Source organism: Pseudomonas sivasensis, from assembly GCF_052938085.1.
Window position 1 is genome coordinate 6,096,141 of sequence record NZ_CP176442.1, and the last position, 21,573, is coordinate 6,117,713.

19 protein-coding genes are annotated in these 21,573 nt (G+C 60.0%); 13 read left to right on the forward strand and 6 right to left on the reverse strand.

The features are described 5' to 3' along the window. Nucleotides 1-9: 9 nt before the first annotated feature. From ACKZ62_RS27995 to ACKZ62_RS28045, 11 genes are all read left to right on the forward strand, one after another. Nucleotides 10-330, forward strand: a complete 321-nt coding sequence (locus ACKZ62_RS27995; RefSeq protein WP_027608008.1) for a DUF2388 domain-containing protein — start codon at nucleotides 10-12, stop codon at nucleotides 328-330. Continuing rightward, nucleotides 327-2,288 carry a DUF7844 domain-containing protein gene (locus tag ACKZ62_RS28000; RefSeq protein ID WP_095185310.1) on the forward strand — a complete coding sequence of 654 codons (1,962 nt, stop codon included), beginning with the start codon at nucleotides 327-329 and terminating at the stop codon, nucleotides 2,286-2,288. The genes ACKZ62_RS27995 and ACKZ62_RS28000 overlap by 4 nt, the downstream gene beginning before the upstream one ends. Nucleotides 2,289-2,667: 379 nt before the next feature. Next, entirely contained in the window at nucleotides 2,668-3,975 is a 1,308-nt protein-coding gene (locus ACKZ62_RS28005) for a CitMHS family transporter (RefSeq protein ID WP_032885023.1), read from the forward strand. Nucleotides 3,976-4,039: 64 nt separating this feature from the next. After that, entirely contained in the window at nucleotides 4,040-4,807 is a 768-nt protein-coding gene (locus ACKZ62_RS28010; protein ID WP_032885024.1) for a TerC family protein, read from the forward strand. 214 nt (nucleotides 4,808-5,021) lie between these two features. Then, entirely contained in the window at nucleotides 5,022-6,680 is a 1,659-nt protein-coding gene (locus tag ACKZ62_RS28015; RefSeq protein ID WP_095185309.1) for a Na/Pi cotransporter family protein, read from the forward strand. Nucleotides 6,681-6,737: 57 nt separating this feature from the next. Then, a complete protein-coding gene (locus ACKZ62_RS28020) occupies nucleotides 6,738-8,120 on the forward strand; it encodes a M16 family metallopeptidase (protein WP_095185308.1) in 1,383 nt (460 codons plus the stop codon). Between the two features lie 72 nt (nucleotides 8,121-8,192). Beyond that, nucleotides 8,193-9,224: a DUF5924 family protein gene (locus ACKZ62_RS28025; protein ID WP_032885028.1), complete on the forward strand. Its 1,032-nt coding sequence runs from the start codon at nucleotides 8,193-8,195 to the stop codon at nucleotides 9,222-9,224. A 55-nt stretch (nucleotides 9,225-9,279) separates the two neighbouring features. Further along, a complete protein-coding gene (locus ACKZ62_RS28030; RefSeq protein WP_447096136.1) occupies nucleotides 9,280-10,428 on the forward strand; it encodes an ABC transporter permease in 1,149 nt (382 codons plus the stop codon). Next, nucleotides 10,425-11,228, forward strand: coding sequence for an ABC transporter ATP-binding protein (locus tag ACKZ62_RS28035; protein WP_032885031.1), 804 nt, complete (start codon nucleotides 10,425-10,427; stop codon nucleotides 11,226-11,228). The genes ACKZ62_RS28030 and ACKZ62_RS28035 overlap by 4 nt, the downstream gene beginning before the upstream one ends. A 1-nt stretch (nucleotide 11,229) precedes the next feature. Next, on the forward strand, nucleotides 11,230-12,168 hold the full coding sequence (locus ACKZ62_RS28040) for an MlaD family protein (protein ID WP_032885033.1): 939 nt from the start codon (nucleotides 11,230-11,232) through the stop codon (nucleotides 12,166-12,168). Next, nucleotides 12,165-12,776 (forward strand): ABC-type transport auxiliary lipoprotein family protein, encoded by a 612-nt coding sequence (locus tag ACKZ62_RS28045; protein ID WP_095185305.1) that lies wholly within the window; start codon nucleotides 12,165-12,167, stop codon nucleotides 12,774-12,776. Before ACKZ62_RS28040 ends, ACKZ62_RS28045 begins: the two co-directional genes overlap by 4 nt. Before the next feature lie 93 nt (nucleotides 12,777-12,869). Here ACKZ62_RS28045 and ACKZ62_RS28050 read toward each other — a convergent pair whose 3' ends face one another. The 5 genes from ACKZ62_RS28050 to ACKZ62_RS28070 all read right to left on the reverse strand — a co-directional run bounded on the left by ACKZ62_RS28050 (nucleotide 12,870) and on the right by ACKZ62_RS28070 (nucleotide 17,260). Continuing rightward, nucleotides 12,870-14,099: a spore maturation protein gene (locus ACKZ62_RS28050; protein ID WP_048721443.1), complete on the reverse strand. Its 1,230-nt coding sequence runs from the start codon at nucleotides 14,097-14,099 to the stop codon at nucleotides 12,870-12,872. A gap of 97 nt (nucleotides 14,100-14,196) precedes the next feature. Further along, the gene (gene gltP, locus ACKZ62_RS28055) at nucleotides 14,197-15,528 is read right to left on the reverse strand and encodes a glutamate/aspartate:proton symporter GltP (RefSeq protein WP_032885038.1); all 1,332 of its coding nucleotides are present in this window, start codon (nucleotides 15,526-15,528) and stop codon (nucleotides 14,197-14,199) included. A gap of 712 nt (nucleotides 15,529-16,240) precedes the next feature. Beyond that, nucleotides 16,241-16,708, reverse strand: a complete 468-nt coding sequence (locus ACKZ62_RS28060) for an inhibitor of vertebrate lysozyme family protein (protein WP_032885040.1) — start codon at nucleotides 16,706-16,708, stop codon at nucleotides 16,241-16,243. A gap of 2 nt (nucleotides 16,709-16,710) precedes the next feature. Beyond that, on the reverse strand, nucleotides 16,711-16,875 hold the full coding sequence (locus tag ACKZ62_RS28065; protein WP_003170804.1) for a DUF1328 domain-containing protein: 165 nt from the start codon (nucleotides 16,873-16,875) through the stop codon (nucleotides 16,711-16,713). Nucleotides 16,876-16,960: 85 nt separating this feature from the next. Then, nucleotides 16,961-17,260: a hypothetical protein gene (locus ACKZ62_RS28070; RefSeq protein ID WP_032885189.1), complete on the reverse strand. Its 300-nt coding sequence runs from the start codon at nucleotides 17,258-17,260 to the stop codon at nucleotides 16,961-16,963. Nucleotides 17,261-17,637: 377 nt separating this feature from the next. Here ACKZ62_RS28070 and algB point away from each other — a divergent pair, with 377 nt between their 5' ends. Then, nucleotides 17,638-18,984, forward strand: a complete 1,347-nt coding sequence (algB, locus tag ACKZ62_RS28075; protein ID WP_032885041.1) for a sigma-54-dependent response regulator transcription factor AlgB — start codon at nucleotides 17,638-17,640, stop codon at nucleotides 18,982-18,984. 10 nt (nucleotides 18,985-18,994) lie between these two features. Further along, nucleotides 18,995-20,782, forward strand: coding sequence for an ATP-binding protein (locus ACKZ62_RS28080; protein ID WP_032885043.1), 1,788 nt, complete (start codon nucleotides 18,995-18,997; stop codon nucleotides 20,780-20,782). Nucleotides 20,783-20,785: 3 nt separating this feature from the next. Here ACKZ62_RS28080 and ACKZ62_RS28085 read toward each other — a convergent pair whose 3' ends face one another. Next, nucleotides 20,786-21,562 (reverse strand): N-acetylmuramoyl-L-alanine amidase, encoded by a 777-nt coding sequence (locus tag ACKZ62_RS28085; RefSeq protein ID WP_095185304.1) that lies wholly within the window; start codon nucleotides 21,560-21,562, stop codon nucleotides 20,786-20,788. Nucleotides 21,563-21,573 lie beyond the last annotated feature (11 nt).

The window sequence follows — 21,573 nt, forward strand, 5'->3', positions numbered from 1 at the left end:
AGTTCTTCCATGCGTAGCCCGTTGATCGCCGCCACCCTTGGCCTGCTGTTGTTGGCCGACGTTGCCCAGGCGCATACCCTGGTGGCCACCAGTAACATCATTGTCCGCGCCTCCGGCCGCACCATTGATTTCACCTCGGACACCACCACCTCCATCCGCGACTCCAAAGTCGTGCGCGAAGCTCACGACGACGCCGCCAGTTTCGTCGCCACCAATGGCGAAATCCGAGGCGCACAGTTGGAAGCCGCCTTCGATACCCTGCGCACCCGCCTGCCGGAAGCCCGCGACGCCAGCGACCAGACCCTCGCCGAAGCCATCCTCGCTCTGTGAGGCGCCTTGCTGCCTGGCTCCTGGCCGGGACTGTGCTGCTGTGTGCCAGCGCAGCCCAGGCCAGCCTGCAACTGCGGCTCAAGACAGAAGGCTTGAGCCCGGCCGAACAGCAGGCCAGCCAGGCATTGCTCGATGAAGCGATGCGCTCACTGCCGCCGCGCTTTATCGAGCAGTTGGACCGACGCATCGATGTCGGCTGGACCGACAAGATGCCCGAAAATGCCTATGGTCAGGCCTCGTTGGTGTCCGAACTGGACCTCAACCGCAATCTGCTCGCTCCCCTGACCGATGGCAGCGCCGCCACCCAGAAAACCAATCGCCCCCACGGCACCGTGCGCCGGGAAATGCTCGCCACCGTGCTGCATGAATTGACCCATATCTATGACCGTGCGCGCCTGTGGTCCAAGGACGAGCGCGCGCTGATCCAGCGCTGCAGCCGCCAGAACAGCATCACCGGCCTGATCGGCCTGCCCGATCAATGCCGTGGCCAGAATGAACGCCGTTTCACCCTCAGCGATGACCCGCGCCTGCTGGACCTCGCCGGCTGGCCGCAGTATGTCGGCCGGCGCGGTGAGCGCGAGCAGCACAACCGCCAGATCGTGCGCAGCCCAGACATCTACGAAACCAGCAGCCCGCTGGAGTTCGTCGCGGTCAACATGGAGTACTTCCTCCTCGATCCAAGCTACGCCTGCCGACGCCCCGCACTGTTCCGCTATTACCAGCAACACTTCGGCTGGGCACCGCCTGAACAGGATGCCTGCGCCAAGGCCTACCCGTTCCTCAATGCGGGCAACGACTTTGCAAAGACGCCGTTGGGCCACGTGGACCCGGAGCGGGTCTATGAAATCGACTATCTGCTGGCCGAAGCCAACCAGAACCTGGTCAGCCGCTGGGGCCACAGCATGTTGCGCCTGGTGATCTGCGCACCGGGCCGTCCCCGCGGACCAGATTGCCGGCTGGACCTGGACCAGCATCTGGTCTTGTCCTACCGCGCGTTCGTCGGTGACGTACAACTGTCGAGTTGGGATGGCCTGGTGGGCAAGTACCCGTCACGCCTGTTTGTACTTCCGCTGGCCCAGGTGATCGACGAATACACCAAGACCGAGCTGCGCGGCCTGGCTTCCGTGCCGTTGAGACTGTCACGACAAGAAATCAACGACACCGTCGAACACGCTGCAGAGATGCACTGGAGCTACGACGGCAACTACTTCTTCCTGTCCAATAACTGCGCGGTCGAAAGCCTGAAGCTGTTACGCAGCGGCAGCGCCAACCCGCAACTCACCGGCCTGGACAACATCACCCCCAACGGCCTGCTTGAAGTGCTACAAGCCCGCGGCCTGGCCGATACCAGCGTGCTGAATGACAAACGTGAAGCCCTGCGCCTGGGCTATCACTTTGACTCGTTCCGCGAGCGTTATCAGGCGATGTTCGATGTGCTGCGCAAACACCTGCCGATCAAACAGACCCAGGTTGAAGATTGGCTATCGCTCAGCGCAGCGCAACGGCGCCCATGGTTCGACCAGGCCGATCTGCGCACCAGCGCCGCGTTGTTGCTGCTGGAACAGGCAAGCTTTCGCAAGCAGCTGATGCTGGCGCAGGATGAGGTTAAACAGCGCTATCTCGGTGCCCGCGAGCTGAAAAACGGCGGCATGGAAAAAGCCAACGCCACGCTGCAACAGATCCTCGCCAACAGTGGGTTCCTCAGCAGGCCAGCAGAATTGCTCGGCAGCGGCGGCTACGGCCTGCCACAACCGTCGGAAGCCAAACGCCTGGAATCGGAAAGCGCCGAACGCCAGAAACAGCTGCAATCGCTGACCGGCGAGCTGGATAAAGAGGTGAGGGCGCTGCTGGACCCTGCTCGCGCCGCAGAAATCGCCGCATGCGAAGCCAACCTCAAGCAGGTGGGCGAACACCTGCGCAAACTGCACAAAGCAGCGGGCGGCCTTGAGCTGCCCTGAAGCAGCCGAAATAAACACATATCAAATGTGGGAGGGGGCTTGCTCCCGATGGCGGTGGGTCAGCTTGCACATGCAGTGACTGACACTCTGCTATCGGGAGCAAGCCCCCTCCCACATTTTCACCTGTGCACCCTTGAAGACCGTGCGTCTTTTCCACATCACCTGTTTAGCCAGCGAAAGCTGGCTGAAAGCTTTCACGTCTAGGATCGCCCCCACTGCCGGCAAAAGACCGGCTGTTTACAACAACAATGGTGATTCCCGATGTCCGTCCGTACCCGCCTGTTCGCCCCAACTCCCCCCGTACGCCTCGTGCCTTTCGTTCTGCGCTGACCCATCCCGGTTCGCCATTCCCTAGCCGCGCTACGCCTGGAGTATTCCTATGCTGACTTTCCTTGGCTTTGCCATGGTCATCACGTTCATGTTCCTGATCATGACCAAGCGCCTGTCTGCGCTGATCGCCCTGATCATCGTGCCAATCCTGTTCGCGCTGTTCGGCGGTTTCGCACCGAAGATCGGCCCGATGATGCTCGAAGGCATCACCAAGCTCGCGCCAACCGGCGTGATGCTGATGTTCGCCATCCTCTACTTCGCCTTGATGATCGACTCCGGCCTGTTCGACCCGGCCGTGCGCAAGATCCTCAAGATGGTCAAAGGCGACCCGCTGAAGGTTTCAGTCGGCACCGCCGTACTGGCCCTGGTGGTGTCCCTGGACGGTGACGGCGCCACCACCTACATGATCTGCGTGGCCGCCATGCTGCCGCTGTACAAGCGCATCGGCATGAGCCCGCGGATCATGGCCGGCTTGATCATTCTCGCCGGTGGCGTGATGAATATGACCCCTTGGGGTGGCCCGACCGCCCGCGCCGCCAGTGCGCTGCATGTGGACCCTTCGGATATTTTCGTACCGATGATTCCGGCCATGGCCGCCGGCGTCGTCGCTATCCTCGCGATCGCCTATATGTACGGTAAGCGCGAACGTGCTCGCCTGGGCGAACTGCACCTGCAGGGCGACGAGATCGACCATAGCGAAATCAGCGTGTCGCAATTTCCAGACGCCCGCCGTCCGAAGCTGATCTGGTTCAACGGCGCACTGACCCTGGCCCTGATGTGCACACTGATCGCCGGCCTGTTGCCGCTGCCGGTGCTGTTCATGGTTGCGTTCAGTATCGCGATGATCGTGAACTACCCGTGCCTGCAACAGCAGAAAGACCGCGTCGCCGCCCATGCTGGCAGCGTACTGGCGGTGGTAGGGCTGATCTTCGCCGCGGGTATTTTTACCGGCATCCTGTCGGGCACCGGCATGGTCGATGCCATGTCCAAGAGCCTGCTGGCGGTCATCCCTGACGCCTTGGGCCCGTACCTGGCCGTTATCACCGCACTGGTGAGCATGCCGTTCACCTTCTTCATGTCCAACGATGCGTTCTACTACGGCGTACTGCCAGTACTGGCCGAAGCCGCCAGCCACTACGGCATCACCGCAGTGGAAATGGCCCGCGCCTCCATCGTTGGCCAACCGGTGCACTTGCTCAGCCCGCTGGTACCGTCGACCTACTTGCTGGTCGCCCTGGCCGGTATCGAATTTGGCGATCATCAGCGCTTCACCCTGAAGTGGGCAGTGCTGGTGTGCCTGTGCATAATGTTCGCCGCATTGCTGATGGGGATTTTTCCGCTGTTCAGCACTCTATAATCGTACAACCCAGCTGCGCCGGCCCTACGCCGGTGCGGTCTAACACACGCTCAAAGGAATACACATGGAATGGCTGACCAATCCGGAAATCTGGATTGCCTTCTTCACCCTGACGGCCCTAGAGATCGTCCTGGGCATCGATAACATCATCATGATTTCGATCCTGGTCAGCCGCATGCCTAAGCATATGCAGGCTCGCACCCGGATATTCGGCCTGGCGCTGGCCATGGTCACGCGCATCCTGTTGCTGCTGTCGATCACCTGGGTCATGCAACTGACTGCCGACCTGTTTGTGGTGTTTGGCCAAGGCATTTCCGGTCGCGATCTGATTCTGTTCTTCGGTGGCCTGTTCCTGCTGTGGAAAAGCTCCCAAGAGATGTACCACGCACTGGAAGGTGAAGACGAAACCCAGGACGAGCCGAAAGGCGCCGGTGGCAAGTTCATCTACACCATCATCCAGATCGCGATCATCGACATCGTGTTCTCCCTGGACTCGGTGATCACCGCCGTCGGCATGGTCTCCCACGTACCGGTCATGGTTGCCGCGATTGTGGTTGCCGTATTGGTGATGATGCTGGCTGCCGGCACCATCAGCGATTTCATCGACAAGCACCCGTCGTTGAAAATGCTGGCGCTGTCGTTCCTGCTGGTGGTGGGTACAGTGCTGATCGCCGAATCCTTCGACGTGCACGTGCCTAAAGGCTATGTCTACTTCGCCATGGCATTCTCGCTGGCGGTAGAAGCGGTGAACATCAAGATGCGCACCGCCATCGCGAAAAAGAAGAAACAGCAGGATCCTGTGAAACTGCGTAAGGACATCCCGGGTCAATAACCCGAGCCAGTCGTAAAAAACGGGGCGCTTGCGTCCCGTTTTTTTTCATCCGCAAAAAGCTGATTTCATGACAGTTTTGTTTCAATCCCCACTTTAGCTATGCGATGCTGGCGCCGAGCCCATTCGCCAACTACAGCTTAAGTACAAGACGTAGAGCGGCACGCGGCAACTTTCCTTCGCTCCTGTTGGAGCACACCTACACGGGGGGCCGAGCATGCTGACCTTGCTCAATCTGCTTTCCGCCGTGACCCTACTTATCTGGGGCACGCACATCGTCCGTACCGGGATCCTGCGGGTCTACGGTTCTAACTTGCGTCAAGTCATCGGGCATAACATGTCCAAACGCTGGCTTGCGTTTGTCGCCGGCATCCTGGTGACAGCCATGGTGCAGAGCAGCAACGCCACGGCCATGCTGGTGACCTCATTTGTGGGCCAGGGCCTGATGGGCCTGATGCCCGCACTGGCGACTATGCTCGGCGCCGACGTCGGTACCGCGCTGATGGCGCGGGTGCTGACCTTTGACTTGTCCTGGCTGTCGCCGCTGTTGATCTTTCTCGGCGTTATTTTCTTTCTGTCGCGCAAACAGACGCGGGCAGGGCAGTTGGGGCGAGTAGGAATAGGCCTCGGTCTGATCATCCTCGCGCTGCAATTGATCGTGGAAGCCGCCGGCCCGATTACCCACGCCCAGGGCGTGAAAGTGCTGTTCGCCTCGCTGACCGGCGACATTTTGCTCGACGCACTGGTCGGCGCCTTGTTTGCGATGATTTCCTACTCCAGCCTGGCCGCCGTATTGCTGACCGCCACCCTCGCCGGCGCCGGCGTGATCGGCTTGCACGTGGCCATCGGCCTGGTGATCGGCGCCAACATCGGCAGCGGCGTGCTGGCCTTCCTCAGCACCAGCATGCAGAACGCCGCCGGGCGCCAAGTGGCCCTGGGCAGTCTGTTGTACAAACTGATTGGCCTGCTGCTGATCATCCCGGTGCTCGACCCACTGGTACTGTGGATGGACGGCCTGGACTACAACACCCAAGGCATGGTCATCACCTTCCACCTGCTCTACAACGTCAGTCGCTGCCTGATCCTCCTACCGACCATCGGCCCAATGGCGCGCCTCTGCGCGTGGTTGCTGCCCGAGCGAGAAGAGGCCAACGGCAAGGCCAAACCCCGTCATCTTGACCCCACGGCCCTCACCACGCCCAGCTTGGCACTGGCCAATGCAGCCCGCGAAACCCTGCGCCTGGGCGACCTGATCGACAACATGCTCACCGCCATGCAAGAAGTACTGCGCGGCAAGCAAACTGCGATCACCCAGGAGATGCGCAGCCTCAGCGATGACGTCGAAGCGCTCTACAGCGCAATCAAGCTCTACCTGGCGCAAATGCCCCGCGAAGACCTGAGCGAACAGGACAGTCGCCGCTGGGCCGAGATCATCGAACTGTCGATCAACCTGAAGCTCGCCGGCGACCTGATCGAACGCATGCTGCGTAAAGTCCAGCAGCAGAAAACCTCTCAGCGCCGCCAGTTTTCCGAAGTAGGCCTGGAAGAACTCACCGGCCTGCACAGCCAGTTGATAGCCAATCTGCGACTCGGCCTTTCGGTATTCCTCAGCGCCGACCCGGAAAGCGCACGCCAATTGCTACGCGAAAAGCGCCGCTTTCGCGCTCAGGAGCGCCGCTTGGCCCACGCCCATGTGAGCCGTCTGCAACGCAAAATCGTACAGAGCCTAGAGACCAGTTCCCTGCACCTAGAGCTGATTGCCGACATGAAACGCCTCAATTCGTTGTTTTGTAGCAGTGCGTATGTAGTGTTGGAAACGTCCGACACAGGCGCGCTCTCGGCCGAAGATATTGCCGACATCACGCATTCGCCCTGAACGTACGATGGCCCGTGAAGTCAGTTAGAGCTGACCTCACTCGCCAGGAAGCCAGTTATGCGTCGCCTGTTATTCGCCTGCCTGCTTATGGGTTCTGCCCACGCTTTTGCCTTTGACCGCCTGCAAGTCGAGGGCTACACCTTGCCCAACGGCCTGCAATTGCTACTCAAGCCGGGCACCGAACGTGGGCACGTGGCGATCCGTTTGGTGGTCGGTGTGGGCCTGGATGACTTCGGCTGTGAGGAAAAGGAGTTGCCGCACTTGCTCGAACACTTGCTGTTCAGTGGCATCGACGGCGGCGGCGAAGGCGACCTCGAAGAGCGCATGCAGGCCCTGGGCGGCGAGTGGAACGCCTACACCAGCAATGCCGACACCACCTTCGTAATTGAGGCTCCCGCGAAAAACCAGCGCAAGGTGCTCGACCTGTTACTGGCAATCATCACCCGCACTGAATTGACCGACGCCAATATCAATGCGGCCAAACAAGTAGTAGAGCGCGAAGACGGCGGCCATTACTCGCACCTGCAACGCCTGCTGGACCGTCAGGACCTGGGTCACACCGCCAGCAATCAACTGGCCGTCGAGTTGGGCCTCAAATGCGCCGAACGCGCCGAGGTCGAGCAACTGACCCGCGACCAGTTGCAGACACTGCGCAAGAATTGGTACGCCCCCAACAACATGACCCTGATCGTCGTCGGCGAACTCGACAAACTGCTGCCGGCCTACCTGGAACGCACCTACGGCGAACTCGACCCGGTAGACCCCACCGAGCACAGGCCCCTGCCGGAAATCCAGCACACCGCCAACAGCCACCGCGAACTGATCCACGGCTGGGTAGGCAACAGCGCCAAACTGCACTGGCTGTTCCCAGAACCGGTACTGGACGACCAGCACGACGAAACCTACGACCTGCTTAAGGACTACCTCGACTGGGCGCTGTACCGTCAACTGCGCCTCAAGCACGGTTTGTCCTACGGCCCCTGGAGCGAACGCGAAGTGCTCGGCGGCGTCGGTTTCCTCAGCCTGAATGCCGACCTTGAGCGAGAAAACCTCCCTGAGGCCGAACAGGTACTGCACGACCTCACCGCGCAGTTGCTCAAAGACGGCCTCGACCCGGCCACCTTCGCCCGCCTGCAACAGGCCGCCATCGCTCGGCAAGCCTGGGCCGTGCAGGGAAATAGCGCGTTGGCCGACTACTATTGGGCGGCATTGGCCGACTACGACAAAGGCCGCTTCAGCGACCCGGTCAAACGCATCAAGGCCGTCAACTTGGATCAGGCGAACCAAGCCATGCGCCAGGTACTCAAGCAGCCTGGCTACTGGCGCATCGAAAAACCGCTGTTAAGTTACGACATGCTCAATTGGATCGGCGCCGGCGTGCTCGGCCTGATCGCCATTGTGTTGATCGGCGTGCGGCTTTATCGCAAACGGATCACGTAATCGGGCACCGAACGCCGGGCTAAGACGTTATTCTGTCTGGGATTTTTTCCTACAAAGACTGCGAACCGCCGAATGCAAAACGTAACCCGTTTAATCACCCGCATCCTCGAACTGATGAAGCGCTACCCAGGGGTGATTGCACTCGGCGGCTTCATCTCGGGTGTGTGCAGTTTCATTCTGGTGGACCGTCAGCAGGGCATGGCCAGTTGGATCGCGGTCATCATGCTGGTGAGCTGGTTGTGGCTGATGCTGGAGAACAGCTTTACCCAGCTGTTCACCAAGGTGTTCAAGCGGGAAATTCCCGAACCCCTGCTGCGCTACGCCACCCAGATGATCCACCAGGAAAGTCTGTTCTTCGTGCTGCCGTTCTTTTTCATCACCACGGCGTGGAACAGTGGCCAATCGATATTCACCGGCCTGCTCGGCGCAGCGGCACTGGTGTCGATCATCGACCCGCTGTACTACAAATGGCTGGCGCCCAAGCGCTCGCTGTTCCTGGCGCTGCACACCCTGACGCTGTTCGCCGCGCTGCTCACCGCGCTGCCGATCATCCTGCACCTGACCACCGCCGAGAGTTACAAGCTCGCCCTCGGCGTAGCCATGGCGTTGTCGATCCCGAGCCTGGCAGTGAGCATGCCGCTGCGCAGCCTCAAGGGCTGGGCGATGCTGCTGGGGGTGACCGCCGCGATTGGTTGCGCAGGCTGGTTCCTACGCAGCTGGGTACCGCCGGCCACGCTGTGGATGACCGAAGTGGCCATCAGCACCCAGCTGCAAGACCGCACGCCAGGCGATGACCTCAAGGAAGTGACCGTCGCTCAACTGCGCAGCAGCGGGCTGTATGCCTATACCGCAATCAACGCGCCACGCGGGCTGAATGAGCGGATCTACCACGTGTGGAAATTCAACGGCAAAGAGGTCGACCGCATTGCCCTGGACATCCACGGCGGGCGCAAGGAAGGCTATCGCGCCTGGACCCACAAACAGAACTTCCCGCCCGATTCGGCGGGCCGCTGGCAAGTTCAAGTGCTGACCGAAGACGGGCAGGTGATCGGCGTGCTGCGCTTCAAAGTGACTGACGCAGCACAAACGGACAACCCGAAGTAGGCTGTATCGTGCTATTACGTAGGAATTGTGGATAGCCAATACAAGCTCGGAGCTTATGACCAGTAGTCCCACGGCCGGCGCAGCCCACCTCGATACCTCCACCGCCCCTCCGTTACTGCGGATTACGGGGGACTGGACGCTGGCCCACTACGCAAACCTAAAGAAGCTGTCGGACAAACTCGACGGCCAATACGACGCCGGCGCACGCATAGACCTCAATGGGCTCGGCGCCCTGGATACCGCCGGCGCCTCGCTGCTGGTGGAACTGCTTGGGCCAACCCGTATCGAGCAATCCGCCGAACAGACCGATTGCAGCCTGTCCGCTGCCGACCGCGCGTTGCTCAAGACCGTCTACCGCTCACTCAACGATTTTTGCGTACCGGAAAAAGCACCGGAAGAGGCTGCCGGTATCCAGGTGTTGGCACGCATCGGGCGGGCGGTGGATACCGTCTGGCAGGACAGCAAGCAATTATTGGGTTTTGTCGGCCTGATCCTCGAAACCTTTGCCCGTGGCATTTTCCGCCCCAAGCGCTGGCGCCTGACGCCGATGGTTGCCCATCTCGAACAGGTCGGCCTCGATGCTGCGCCTATCGTGGCGTTGCTGACCTTTCTAGTCGGTGCCGTGGTGGCGTTTCTTGGCGCCACGGTACTCAAAAGCTTCGGCGCGACCATTTTTACGGTGGACCTGGTGGCGTTCTCCTTCCTGCGGGAATTCGGCGTGCTGCTCACTGCGATCCTGATCGCCGGCCGCACCGCTAGTGCGTTTACCGCGCAGATCGGTTCGATGAAGGCCAACGAAGAAATCGACGCCATCCGCACACTGGGCCTGGAGCCGATGGAGTTGCTGGTACTGCCCCGCGTACTCGCGCTGCTGGTCGCGCTGCCGATGCTGACCTTTCTGGCGATGCTCTCGGGGATCGTCGGCGGCGGCGTGGTGTGTGCCGTAGCGCTGGATATTTCCCCGGCGATGTTCCTCTCGCTACTGCAATCGGACATTGGCGTGCAGCACTTTTTGGTGGGCATGGTGAAAGCACCGATCTTCGCCTTTTTGATCGCGGCCATTGGCTGCCTGGAAGGCTTCAAGGTCAGCGGCAGTGCCGAATCGGTCGGCGCCCACACCACCTCCAGCGTGGTGCAATCGATCTTTGTGGTGATCGTGCTGGATGCGGTTGCCGCGCTGTTCTTCATGGAGATGGGCTGGTGAGTCGTCTACACCGTTCGCCCACCGAGGCGGTGATTGAAGTGCGTGGCCTGTGCAATCGCTTCGGCAGCCAGAGCGTGCACGAGAATCTCGACCTGGATTTGTACAAGGGCGAAATCCTTGCGGTGGTCGGCGGCTCCGGCAGTGGCAAGTCGGTGCTGTTGCGCAGCATCGTCGGCCTGCGCCGCCCCAGCGAGGGCGAAGTGCGGGTGTTCGGCAAGAATCTGCCGAACCTGCCGGAGCATGAGCGTTCGCTGGTAGAGCGGCGCTTCGGCGTGCTGTTCCAGAAGGGCGCGCTGTTTTCCTCGCTGACCGTGACCGAGAACGTCGCGCTGCCACTGATCGAGCACGCAGGCCTCAGCCGCCGAGACGCCGAGCACTTGGCGGCCGTCAAACTCGCCCTCGCTGGGCTGCCGCTGTCGGCCGCCGACAAATACCCCGCGTCGCTCTCCGGTGGCATGATCAAGCGCGCCGCACTGGCCCGGGCCCTGGCGCTGGACCCGGACATCCTGTTCCTCGACGAGCCCACCGCCGGCCTCGACCCGATTGGCGCGGCGCAATTCGACCAACTGATCCTGACCCTGCGCGACGCGCTGGGCCTGAGCGTGTTCCTGGTCACCCATGACTTGGACACGCTGTACACGATCACCGACCGCGTGGCGGTGCTGGCGCAGAAGAAAGTGCTGGTGGCGGACGCCATCGATATCGTCTCGGAAACGGACGACGCCTGGATTCACGAATACTTCCACGGCCCCCGGGGCCGCGCGGCATTGGATGCCGCTCAACCGCTCAACGAGGTATGACATGGAAACCCGAGCCCATCATGTGATGATCGGTCTGTTCAGCGTGATCGTGGTGGTCGGCGCGATGCTGTTTGGCCTGTGGCTGGCCAAATCCAGCGTCGACAGCGCCTTCCAGGATTACGAAGTGATCTTCAACGAGGCGGTCAGCGGCTTGTCTCAAGGCAGCTCGGTGCAATACAGCGGGATCAAGGTGGGCGACGTGATCAGCCTGAGCCTGGACCCCAACGACCCGCGCCGCGTACTCGCGCGTATCCGCCTGGCCGGGCAGACGCCGATCAAGGAAGACACCCAAGCCAAACTCGCGCTGACCGGCATCACGGGCACGTCGATCATCCAACTCAGCGGCGGGACACCTCAAAGTGCGGTGCTCAAGGGCAAGGATGGCAACCTGCCGCAGATCATCGCCTCGCCATCACCCATCGCGCGGCTGCTGAACAACAGCAATGACCTGATGACCGGCATCAACCTGCTGCTGCACAACGCCAACGAGATGTTCTCCTCGGATAACGTCGAGCGACTGAGCAAGACCCTGGATAACCTGCAACAAACCACTGGCGCCATTGCCGACCAACGCGGCGATATCAAGGTGGTGATGCAACAACTGATGCAAGTCAGCAAACAAGCCACCGCTGCTCTGGAGCAGACCACGGTGCTGATGCGTAACGCTAACGGGTTGCTCAACGATCAAGGCAAACAGGCGTTCGGCAGCGCCGAACAAGCGATGAAATCCCTGGAGCAAAGCACCGCCACCATCAATACCTTGCTGACCAATAACAAAGACTCGGTGAACAGTGGCATGCAGGGCCTCAACGAACTGGCGCCGGCGGTGCGCGAACTGCGCGAAACACTCGGTTCGCTGCGCGCCATCTCCCGCCGCCTGGAAGCCAACCCCAGCGGTTACCTGCTGGGCAGTGATAAGAACAAGGAGTTCACGCCATGAAGCGTGCTTATCAAATGATCGCTCCTGTGGCGCTGGCACTGGTGAGCGCATGCTCGATCCTGCCTAAAGCCGACCCGTCGGACGTCTACCGCCTGGCCTCCGCCCAGACGACGACTCAAGGCACCCCGGTAGGTTGGTCGCTACGCCTGACCAAGCCACAAACCAGCGAGTTCCTCGACAGCCCACGCATCGCCGTGGTGCCCAATGGCGACCTGATCAGCAGCTACGCTAACTCGCGCTGGAGTGATCCCGCGCCGGTGCTGTTGCGTAATCGCCTGCTGGACGGCTTTCAGCGCGACGGCCGAGTGACACTGTTGAGCACCGACGACACTAACCTGCAGGCCGACTATGAGCTGGGCGGGCAGTTGCAGGCGTTTCAGAGTGAGTACCGGGGCAGTGCGGTGGAGGTGGTGATCCGCCTCGACGCACGCCTGGTGCGTGGCAGTGATCAGCGGATTATTGCCAGCCGGCGGTTTGAAGTGCACCAAGCGGTGAGCGATACCAAGGTGCCGGCGGTGGTGGCCGGGTTTGGAGTGGCCGGGGATCAGTTGAGCAGGCAGGTGGTGGAGTGGGTTGTTCAGCAGGGCAACGGTGTTGCGAAACGCTGAGGGCCTCATCGGGGGCAAGCCCCCTCCCACATTTTGAATGTGTTCACAGATCAACATGTAGGAGGGGGCTTGCTCCCGATAGCGATCCGAGCCTCAGCCAAAGAACCAGTAGCACACCGCAATCGCCGCCACGACACCCGCAAACTCAGCCAGCAACGCACAGCCCACCGCATGCCGCGCCCGCTGAATGCCCACCGAGCCGAAGTACACCGCTAACACATAAAAGGTGGTTTCCGTACTGCCCTGGATCGTCGCCGCCACCAGGGCCGGGAAGCTGTCCACACCTTGAGTCTGCATGGTCTCGATCAACATCGCCCGCGCAGCGCTGCCGGAGAATGGTTTGACCATTGCAGTCGGCAAGGCATCGACAAAGCGCGTGTCCATGCCGGTCCAAGCGACCAGATGGCGAATCCCCTCAAGGCCAAAGTCCAAGGCCCCGGAGGCGCGCAAAACACCCACGGCACAGAGCATCGCAACCAAGTAAGGCAACAGGTTCTTGGCCACGTCGAAGCCTTCTTTGGCCCCTTCGACAAACGCCTCGTACACCTTCACCTTGCGCAACGCGCCGATCACCAGGAATAGCATGATCAATCCAAACAATGTGAGGTTGCCGAGGATCGACGACAAACCGGCCAGCGCCGTGGCAGATAGCGTGGCCAATAACGCCATAAAGCCGCCCAGCACCAACGCACCCGGAATCAGGTAAGCCAGCACCACCGGATCCCACAGCCGCAGACGCTGCATCACCGCCACCGACAGCAGGCCCACCAGAGTAGAAGCGCTGGTGGCCAACAGGATCGGCAGGAACACCAACGTCGGGTCGGCGGCGCCTTGCTGGGCGCGGTACATGAAGATGGTCACTGGCAGCAGTGTCAGAGACGAGGCGTTGAGCACCAGGAACAGAATCTGTGCATTACTCGCCGTGTTGGGGATGGGGTTGAGCTCCTGCAACGCCTTCATGGCCTTTAGGCCTATGGGAGTGGCCGCGTTATCCAGGCCCAGGCCGTTAGCGGCGAAGTTGAGGGTGATCAGACCGATGGCAGGGTGGCCGGCCGGCACTTCCGGCATCAGCCGGCGAAACAGCGGGCCAAGGGCCTTGGCCAGCCAATCGACGATCCCGGCTTTCTCGGCGATACGCAGAAAGCCCAGCCACAGGGTCAGGGTGCCGAACAGCAGCACCATCACTTCCACCGACAATTTGGCCATGGCGAAAATGCTTTCCACCATCGCCGCAAAAATCCCGGCGTTACCCCCCACCAGCCATTGCGCCAGTGCTGACACCATCGCCACGACAAAGAAGCCAAGCCACAGGCCATTGAGCATCAGTTAAATCCCCCGAAAGATGGGGCGAATGATAGCGGGGCTGGCAGAAACGACAAACCCCGGATTTACCGGGGTTTGTCTTAGAGCCGTCGGACTATCAGCCGCGAGTGGCTTGGGCAGTCGGCAGGGCTTGCTTGGTGCGCCAGTGCGGCAGCGAATTCCAGTAGCGCTCGCCTTTGGCGTCGTCGTACATGCCTTCCCAACGGGAGATGACCAATACCGCCAGGGCATTACCGATCACGTTGAGGGCGGTACGCGCCATGTCCATGATGCGGTCCACACCGGCGATGAACGCCAGGCCTTCAAGCGGGATGCCGACGCTGCCCAAGGTGGCCAGCAGCACCACGAAGGACACGCCCGGCACGCCGGCGATGCCTTTGGAGGTGACCATCAGAGTCAGCACCAGCATAAGTTGCTGGCCGATCGACAGGTCAATGCCATACAGCTGGGCGATAAAGATTGCCGCGATGCTCTGGTACAAGGTCGAACCGTCGAGGTTGAACGAGTAACCGGTCGGCACCACGAAGCTGCAGATAGCCTTTGGCGCGCCATAAGCTTCCATCTTCTCGATCACGCGCGGCAGCACGGTTTCGGAACTGGCGGTGGAGTAAGCCAGTACCAGCTCATCTTTGAAGATGCGGATCAGCTTGAGAATCGAGAAGCCGAACAGGCGGGCGATCAGGCCCAGTACTGCAAAAGCGAAGAACAGGATGGCGACGTAAACCAGGATCACCAGCTTGGCCAGCGGCAGCAAGGAGGCAAAGCCAAAGTTAGCGACAGTCACTGCGATCAGTGCGAATACGCCGATCGGGGCGTACTTCATGATCATGTGGGTGACTTTGAACATGCTCTCGGACACGCCTTGGAACATGGTCACAAGCGGCTCACGCAGCTCAGGCTTGAGGCTCGACAGACCCAGGCCGAACAGCACTGAGAAGAAAATGATCGGCAGCATCTCGCCACGGGCAACAGCGGCGAAGATGTTCGACGGGATCAGGTTGAGGATGGTCTCGATAAACGCATGCTCATGCTGCACCTCGGCGGCGGTCGCCTGGTACTTGGAGATATCCACCGTACCGAGGGTACTCATGTCGATGCCCGCGCCCGGATGGAACAGGTTGGCCAGCAACAGGCCGACCACAATGGCGATGGTGGTGACGACTTCGAAGTAAAGGATGGTTTTGACGCCGATACGACCGAGCTTTTTCGCGTCACCGACACCGGCAATGCCGACGATCAACGAGGAAATCACAATCGGGATCACGATCATCTTGATCAGGCGGATAAAGATATCGCCCGCTGGCTGCAGCACGTTGCTGATCCACCAGGCCTTTTCAGCACTGAAATGGTTGAGCACTGCGCCGATTGCGATCCCCAGCACCAAACCGATGAGGATCTGCCAGGCGAGGCTTAGCTTTGCCTTCTTCATGTCATTACCCTTACTTCAAGTGAACTTAAGGCAAATGCGCCAGCTGGACCGCTCGAAAGCGAAAAAGTGTGTGCATCTGCCTCCATGAAAGGTCACCGCAGCGTGGCCGAAATGGCTTACTGGCAGGCGAAAAAAGGCGCAACTATTCCGATGCAAGGGAGCGACGTCTAATGCCGTAAACGCCTACCCTATGCCGAATCGGCATGACTTTTTTTCATAATAACTGTCCGAACGGTCAGTTCATATGCGACATATTGTCAGGTGAATATGCCGTGAACCGGCCAATTTAGGCTCGCGCAGAGATTCTGCACGTGTTTGGTGCGTTGGCAGAAATGCCTGGGAATCACGCGGCATTGCGTCAGAAATGTCCTATAGCGGCGACAAAACTTTCTCGATAGATGGTCGTCCCGACACACCAAGTAATGGTTGGGAACAAGCAAAAAGAAAATTCGCAGCTATGGGCGGCATAAAAGGCAGGGATGAAAGTCATAAGCCCGCCGCAAGTTCAGCAAGCAGGGGGCTTGTGAACTTGCGTCGCAGCTTTTCGCCTGACCCGGCCCTTGCGCAGGCACTCCCTGTACCCGTAGGTCACGCCGATCCCATTTGATCAGAGCAACCCAGCCCCTTGGTCATGCACCGCTCTTGGCGAGCGGTGCAAACAGAAAGAAGCAAGGGTGCTTCTTTCTATGGACGCTGGCCCCGTAGCCGGGACCTAGTACCAATTCGGATCTTTCTTCAGCTGCTCCATCAGCAGCTTCTGCATGCCTTCATCCGGCTTACCGATAAAACGGTAATCGGCATGGCGTGTTGGGGATTTATCTGCCGGCAAACCGGCGGGCACTTCCACCAACATGGCGTAGGCATCTTCCTTGTCGAAGCTGAAGGCGACGATCAGGCGCTTGTTCTTGCACGTGTCTGCAGTTTCGCAAAGCGGCCCGACCAAGTACTTGTCACCATCTTCTTCCACGGCGTTCATCTGCTCGGCTGTGCCTGACAGGTTCATCACCCATTCCGGCAAGCGCTCTTCTTTTTTCACCACGTCTTGCCAAGTCTCGCGGTACTGCGGGTCCGCGGTCAGCAATTGGTTGGCCCGGGATTGGCCGTCATTGGCGGCCATCGCCAGGCCGCTGCCGCCCAAGAGCAGGGCGACAGCCATGGTTTTAAAGCACAGAGTGGTCATATTCAGCCTCGGCCGCGACGACCAAAGAAGAACGAAGCAATGAACATCACCAGGAAGACTACGAACAGGATCTTAGCGATCCCAGTGGCGGTGCCCGCGATACCACCAAAGCCCAGAACTGCAGCCACAATGGCGATGATCAGAAATGTGATTGCCCAACTCAACATGGTGATTCTCCTTACGCTTCGATAGAGGTAACAGCGGTAGTGCCGTGCCGTACGGCCGCCCTACACAAGCGGCCGCTTTTATTGCCTAAAACACCCAACGTTCTTGGGTTGGCAGCTCGCCCAGGGTGGAATCCTGCTCGGCCACTCTCAATTGCGGTGCAGTTACATCAGCAGAAGCAGCACCGACGGTACGGCTGCCAATGGAACTGAAATGTGTCTGCGTCATCGCCGGACGTTCGAAATGCGGGGTTTGCTGCTGACTCTGCTGCCAATGTTGCATCTGCTGGCCTGCTATCAGCGTGACCATTACGGCCAAGCTGGCAAACATGCCTTGCTGTAAGCGCAGTGGCGATACACACAATTGGCTGAGGATTTGGCGAGTCATGCTGATGTTCTCCCGCATTTTGATTATTCGTTGAGAGAGGTATTGCAGCGTGCATGCCAGCTTTTTTACAAAATAAAACTCAATAAAATCAGTAGCTTATGCATTAAAGACACAATGGCAGTGCAGCATCCTGCACGATCGCCCTTTATAGGCCGTGCGAAATGCACGACGGTCAGTGGTCGGATCAAAGGATCGAAAGCGATGGAGTAGTTGCCGAAGTGGCAAGAAGGCATGAAAACGCCATCAGGCGGGGCTCTGTAGGAAAAGATGCAGATACCTGCACGGCAATGCCTTTTATCAATCAGAATAAACCATGCAACTTGCCCGATTATTCCGGGACTAAACACCATCATTTATAGTTAAGGAGCGCGGGACAGATGGAATCAGCCAAGGAACTTCAAGGCCGCATTCTTTTAGTGGATGACGAGTCCGCGATCCTCCGCACCTTCCGTTATTGCCTGGAAGATGAAGGCTACACCGTCGCCACCGCCAACAGCGCCGCCCAGGCCGATGCCCTGATGCAACGCCAGGTGTTCGACCTGTGCTTCCTGGACCTGCGCCTGGGCGAAGACAACGGTCTGGATGTGCTGGCACACATGCGTATCCAGGCACCGTGGATGCGCGTGGTGATTGTCACCGCTCACTCCGCCGTCGATACCGCCGTAGACGCGATCCAGGCCGGTGCCGCCGATTACTTGGTCAAGCCTTGCAGCCCCGATCAACTGCGCCTCGCTACGGCCAAGCAATTGGAGGTGCGCCAACTGTCCGCGCGCTTGGAGGCTTTAGAAGGTGCAGTGCGCCAGCCCAAAGACGGCCTCGACTCTCATAGCCCGTCAATGATGGTGGTGCTGGAAACCGCGCGCCAGGTGGCGGGGACCGACGCCAACATCTTGATCCTTGGCGAGTCAGGCACCGGTAAAGGCGAACTGGCCCGCGCTATTCACGGCTGGAGCAAACGCGCCAAGAAATCCTGCGTGACCATCAATTGCCCGTCGCTGACCGCTGAGCTGATGGAAAGCGAGCTATTCGGTCATAGCCGTGGCGCCTTCACCGGCGCCAGTGAGAGCACGCTGGGCCGAGTCAATCAGGCAGACGGTGGCACGCTGTTTCTTGATGAGATCGGCGATTTTCCCCTCACGTTGCAGCCCAAGTTACTGCGCTTTATCCAGGACAAGGAATACGAGCGCGTGGGCGACCCGGTCACCCGCCGGGCCGACGTGCGTATCCTCGCCGCCACCAACTTGAACCTGGAAGACATGGTGCGCGACGGACGTTTCCGTGAAGACCTGCTGTACCGCCTCAACGTCATCACCCTGCACTTGCCGCCGCTGCGCGAGCGCAGTGAAGACATCCTGACGCTGGCAGACCGTTTCCTGGCGCGCTTCGTCAAGGAATACGCCCGGCCGGCGCGGGGTTTCAGTGATCAAGCACGTGAAGCGCTGCTCAACTATCGCTGGCCCGGCAACATCCGTGAGCTGCGTAACGTGGTGGAGCGGGCGAGCATCATCTGCCCGCAGGAAAAGGTAGAAATCGTCCACCTAGGCATGGCCGAACAACCGACCAACAATGCACCGCGTATCGGGGCGGCGTTGAGTCTGGACGAGCTGGAGAAAGCCCATATCGGTGCGGTTCTGGCCACCAGCGACACCTTGGACCAGGCGGCACGCACCCTCGGCATCGACGCGTCGACCCTGTATCGCAAACGCAAACAGTACAACCTGTGAGCTGCACCCTATGAAGTTAGCGATGAAACTGCGCACTCGTTTATTCCTGAGCATTTCAGCGCTGATAACCGTCGCTCTGCTGGGGTTGATCCTGGGCTTAGTCAGCGTGATGCAGATGGCTAAGACCCAGGAATCGCTGATCCGCAGCAACTTTGTCACCCTGGACCTGGGCCTCAAACTGCGCCAGATCCTTGGCGACCAGTTGATCATGATGCTGGAGCAGCGCCCTGACCCCGAGGCGCTGCAAGCCTCCAAAAAACGTTACTTCGACTTGCTGGAACAGGGTATCGCCCACGAACAGCGCGATGGCCATGGCAACGGTTTCAGCCAGGCACGCCTCCAATACCAAGACTTGCTTGAAGCCTTCGACCAATCCCAGCAAGCGTCGCCGCCGCCGGGCAGCAAGGAAAAACTCACCGAAACCTTCAATGTGCTGCGCAACGGGCTGATTACCGAACATAAGCAGGCCCTGGATAACATCAGCGCCAGCGAGCATAAATCCCGTGAGCGGGCGTTGCTGATCGCTGGTTTGCTGGGGTTGGTGGGGCTCGCGGTGCTGATCATCGGATTTGTCACCGCCCATGGCATCGCCCGGCGATTCGGCGGGCCAATTGAGGCGCTGGCCAAAGCGGCGGACAAGATCGGCCAAGGTGATTTCGAGGTGACGCTGCCGATTTCTTCAGCAGCGGAAATGAACCTGTTAACCCGCCGTTTTGGCCTGATGGCCGAGGCGGTTCGTCAGCATCAAGCGACCAACGTTGACGAACTGCTGGCCGGCCAGCAGCGCCTGCAAGCTGTGTTAGACAGCATCGACGATGGCCTGCTGATGATTGACCGCCAAGGCCGCCTGGAACATCTCAACCCCGTCGCGCAGCGCCAGTTGGGCTGGGACGAGGAACGCCTCGGCCAAGGCCTGGGCGAAGCCCTGATGCGTCCCGAACTGGATGAACAGCTGCAAATGGTGCTGCGCGGCGGCAACCTGGAACGGGCGCCGGATGATCTGGAAGTGGAAGTCGAGGGCGAACTGCGCCTGCTGACCTACAGCCTCACACCTGTCAGCCATACCGAGGGGCATATTCTCGGGGCGGTCATGGTGCTGCACGACGTGACCGAACAGCGCGCCTTTGAACGGGTACGCAGCGAGTTCGTCCTGCGGGCATCCCACGAATTGCGCACGCCGGTGACTGGCATGCACATGGCGTTCGGCCTGTTCCGCGAACGTGCGAAATTCCCGGCGGACTCCCGCGAAGCGGACCTGCTGGATACGGTCAATGAAGAGATGCAGCGCCTGATGCAGTTGATCAACGACTTGCTCAATTTTTCGCGCTACCAGAACGGCCTGCAGAAACTCACCCTGGGCCCGTGCGACGTGACCGACCTGCTTGAAAACGCTCGTGCGCGCTTTGTGGAGCCCGCCAATGCGCAGAACATAGAGTTGCTGGTAGAGGTTCAATCCGACCTGCCACGCCTGTATGCCGACCAGGCGCAATTGGAGCGTGTGCTCGACAACCTTTTGGGCAACGCCCTGCGTCACACCGCCGACGGCGGGCAGATTCACCTGCAGGCTCGACGCCATGGCGAGCGGGTAATCATCAGTGTCGAGGACAATGGCGAAGGTATCGCCTATGGCCAACAAGGGCGCATCTTCGAACCCTTCGTCCAGGTGGGCCGCAAGAAAGGCGGCGCCGGCCTTGGACTGGCGCTGTGCAAAGAGATTGTGCAACTGCACGGCGGTCGCATGGGGGTGTATTCGCGGCCGGGGCAGGGCACTCAGTTCTACATGGCGTTACCGCTTTAACCTTTAGCGCCGGTTGAGGGCACGCAAAATAGCGGCACTTTCGGCGTCCGGCTCCCCAGCAAACAGGGAAGGCCGAAAACGCATCTGGAACGCCGCGATCACATGACGCGTTGCGACATCCAACACACCGGTCTGGGGTGTCGGGTAACCAAGAAGCGCCAACTCCTCCTGGAACCAGGTGATGCTCGGCAGTTCAGCAGCATATTGCACCTGAAAGCGCGCGACCGCCTGAGCATCCGGCCACACACCCAGACCTTCATCGGCCAGGCGCTTCCAAGGGAACAACGGTCCCGGGTCCAGCTTGCGCAGCGGCGCTATATCGCTGTGACCAATGATGTTCTTGGGGTCGATGCCATTGCGCTTGCTGATGTCCTTGAGCAGCACTACCAGCGATTTTACCTGGGCCTCGGAATACGGGTACCACAGGCGACCTGTGGGCGTGTCCTTATAGCCGGGGTTCACAATTTCGATCCCGATGGAGCTGGAGTTGAGCCAGGTACGCCCCATCCACTCGCTTTCGCCCGCGTGCCAGGCGCGTTGGCTTTCATCCACCAGCTTGTAGATGGTGGCAGAGGCGTCGTCGCCGATCAGGTAATGCGCACTGACCTCGCCGTGGGTCAGCAGGGCCAGTGATTGTTCAAGATTGGTGGAGGTGTAGTGGACAACCACGAACTGCACGCGATTGTCGTGGTTCGCCGAGGGGTGGCTGGTGTTCAGGCGGGGACCGCTGGCGCAGCCGGCGAGCAGAAGAAGCACAAAGGTGAAGTACAAGAATTTCATGGCGGAAGACA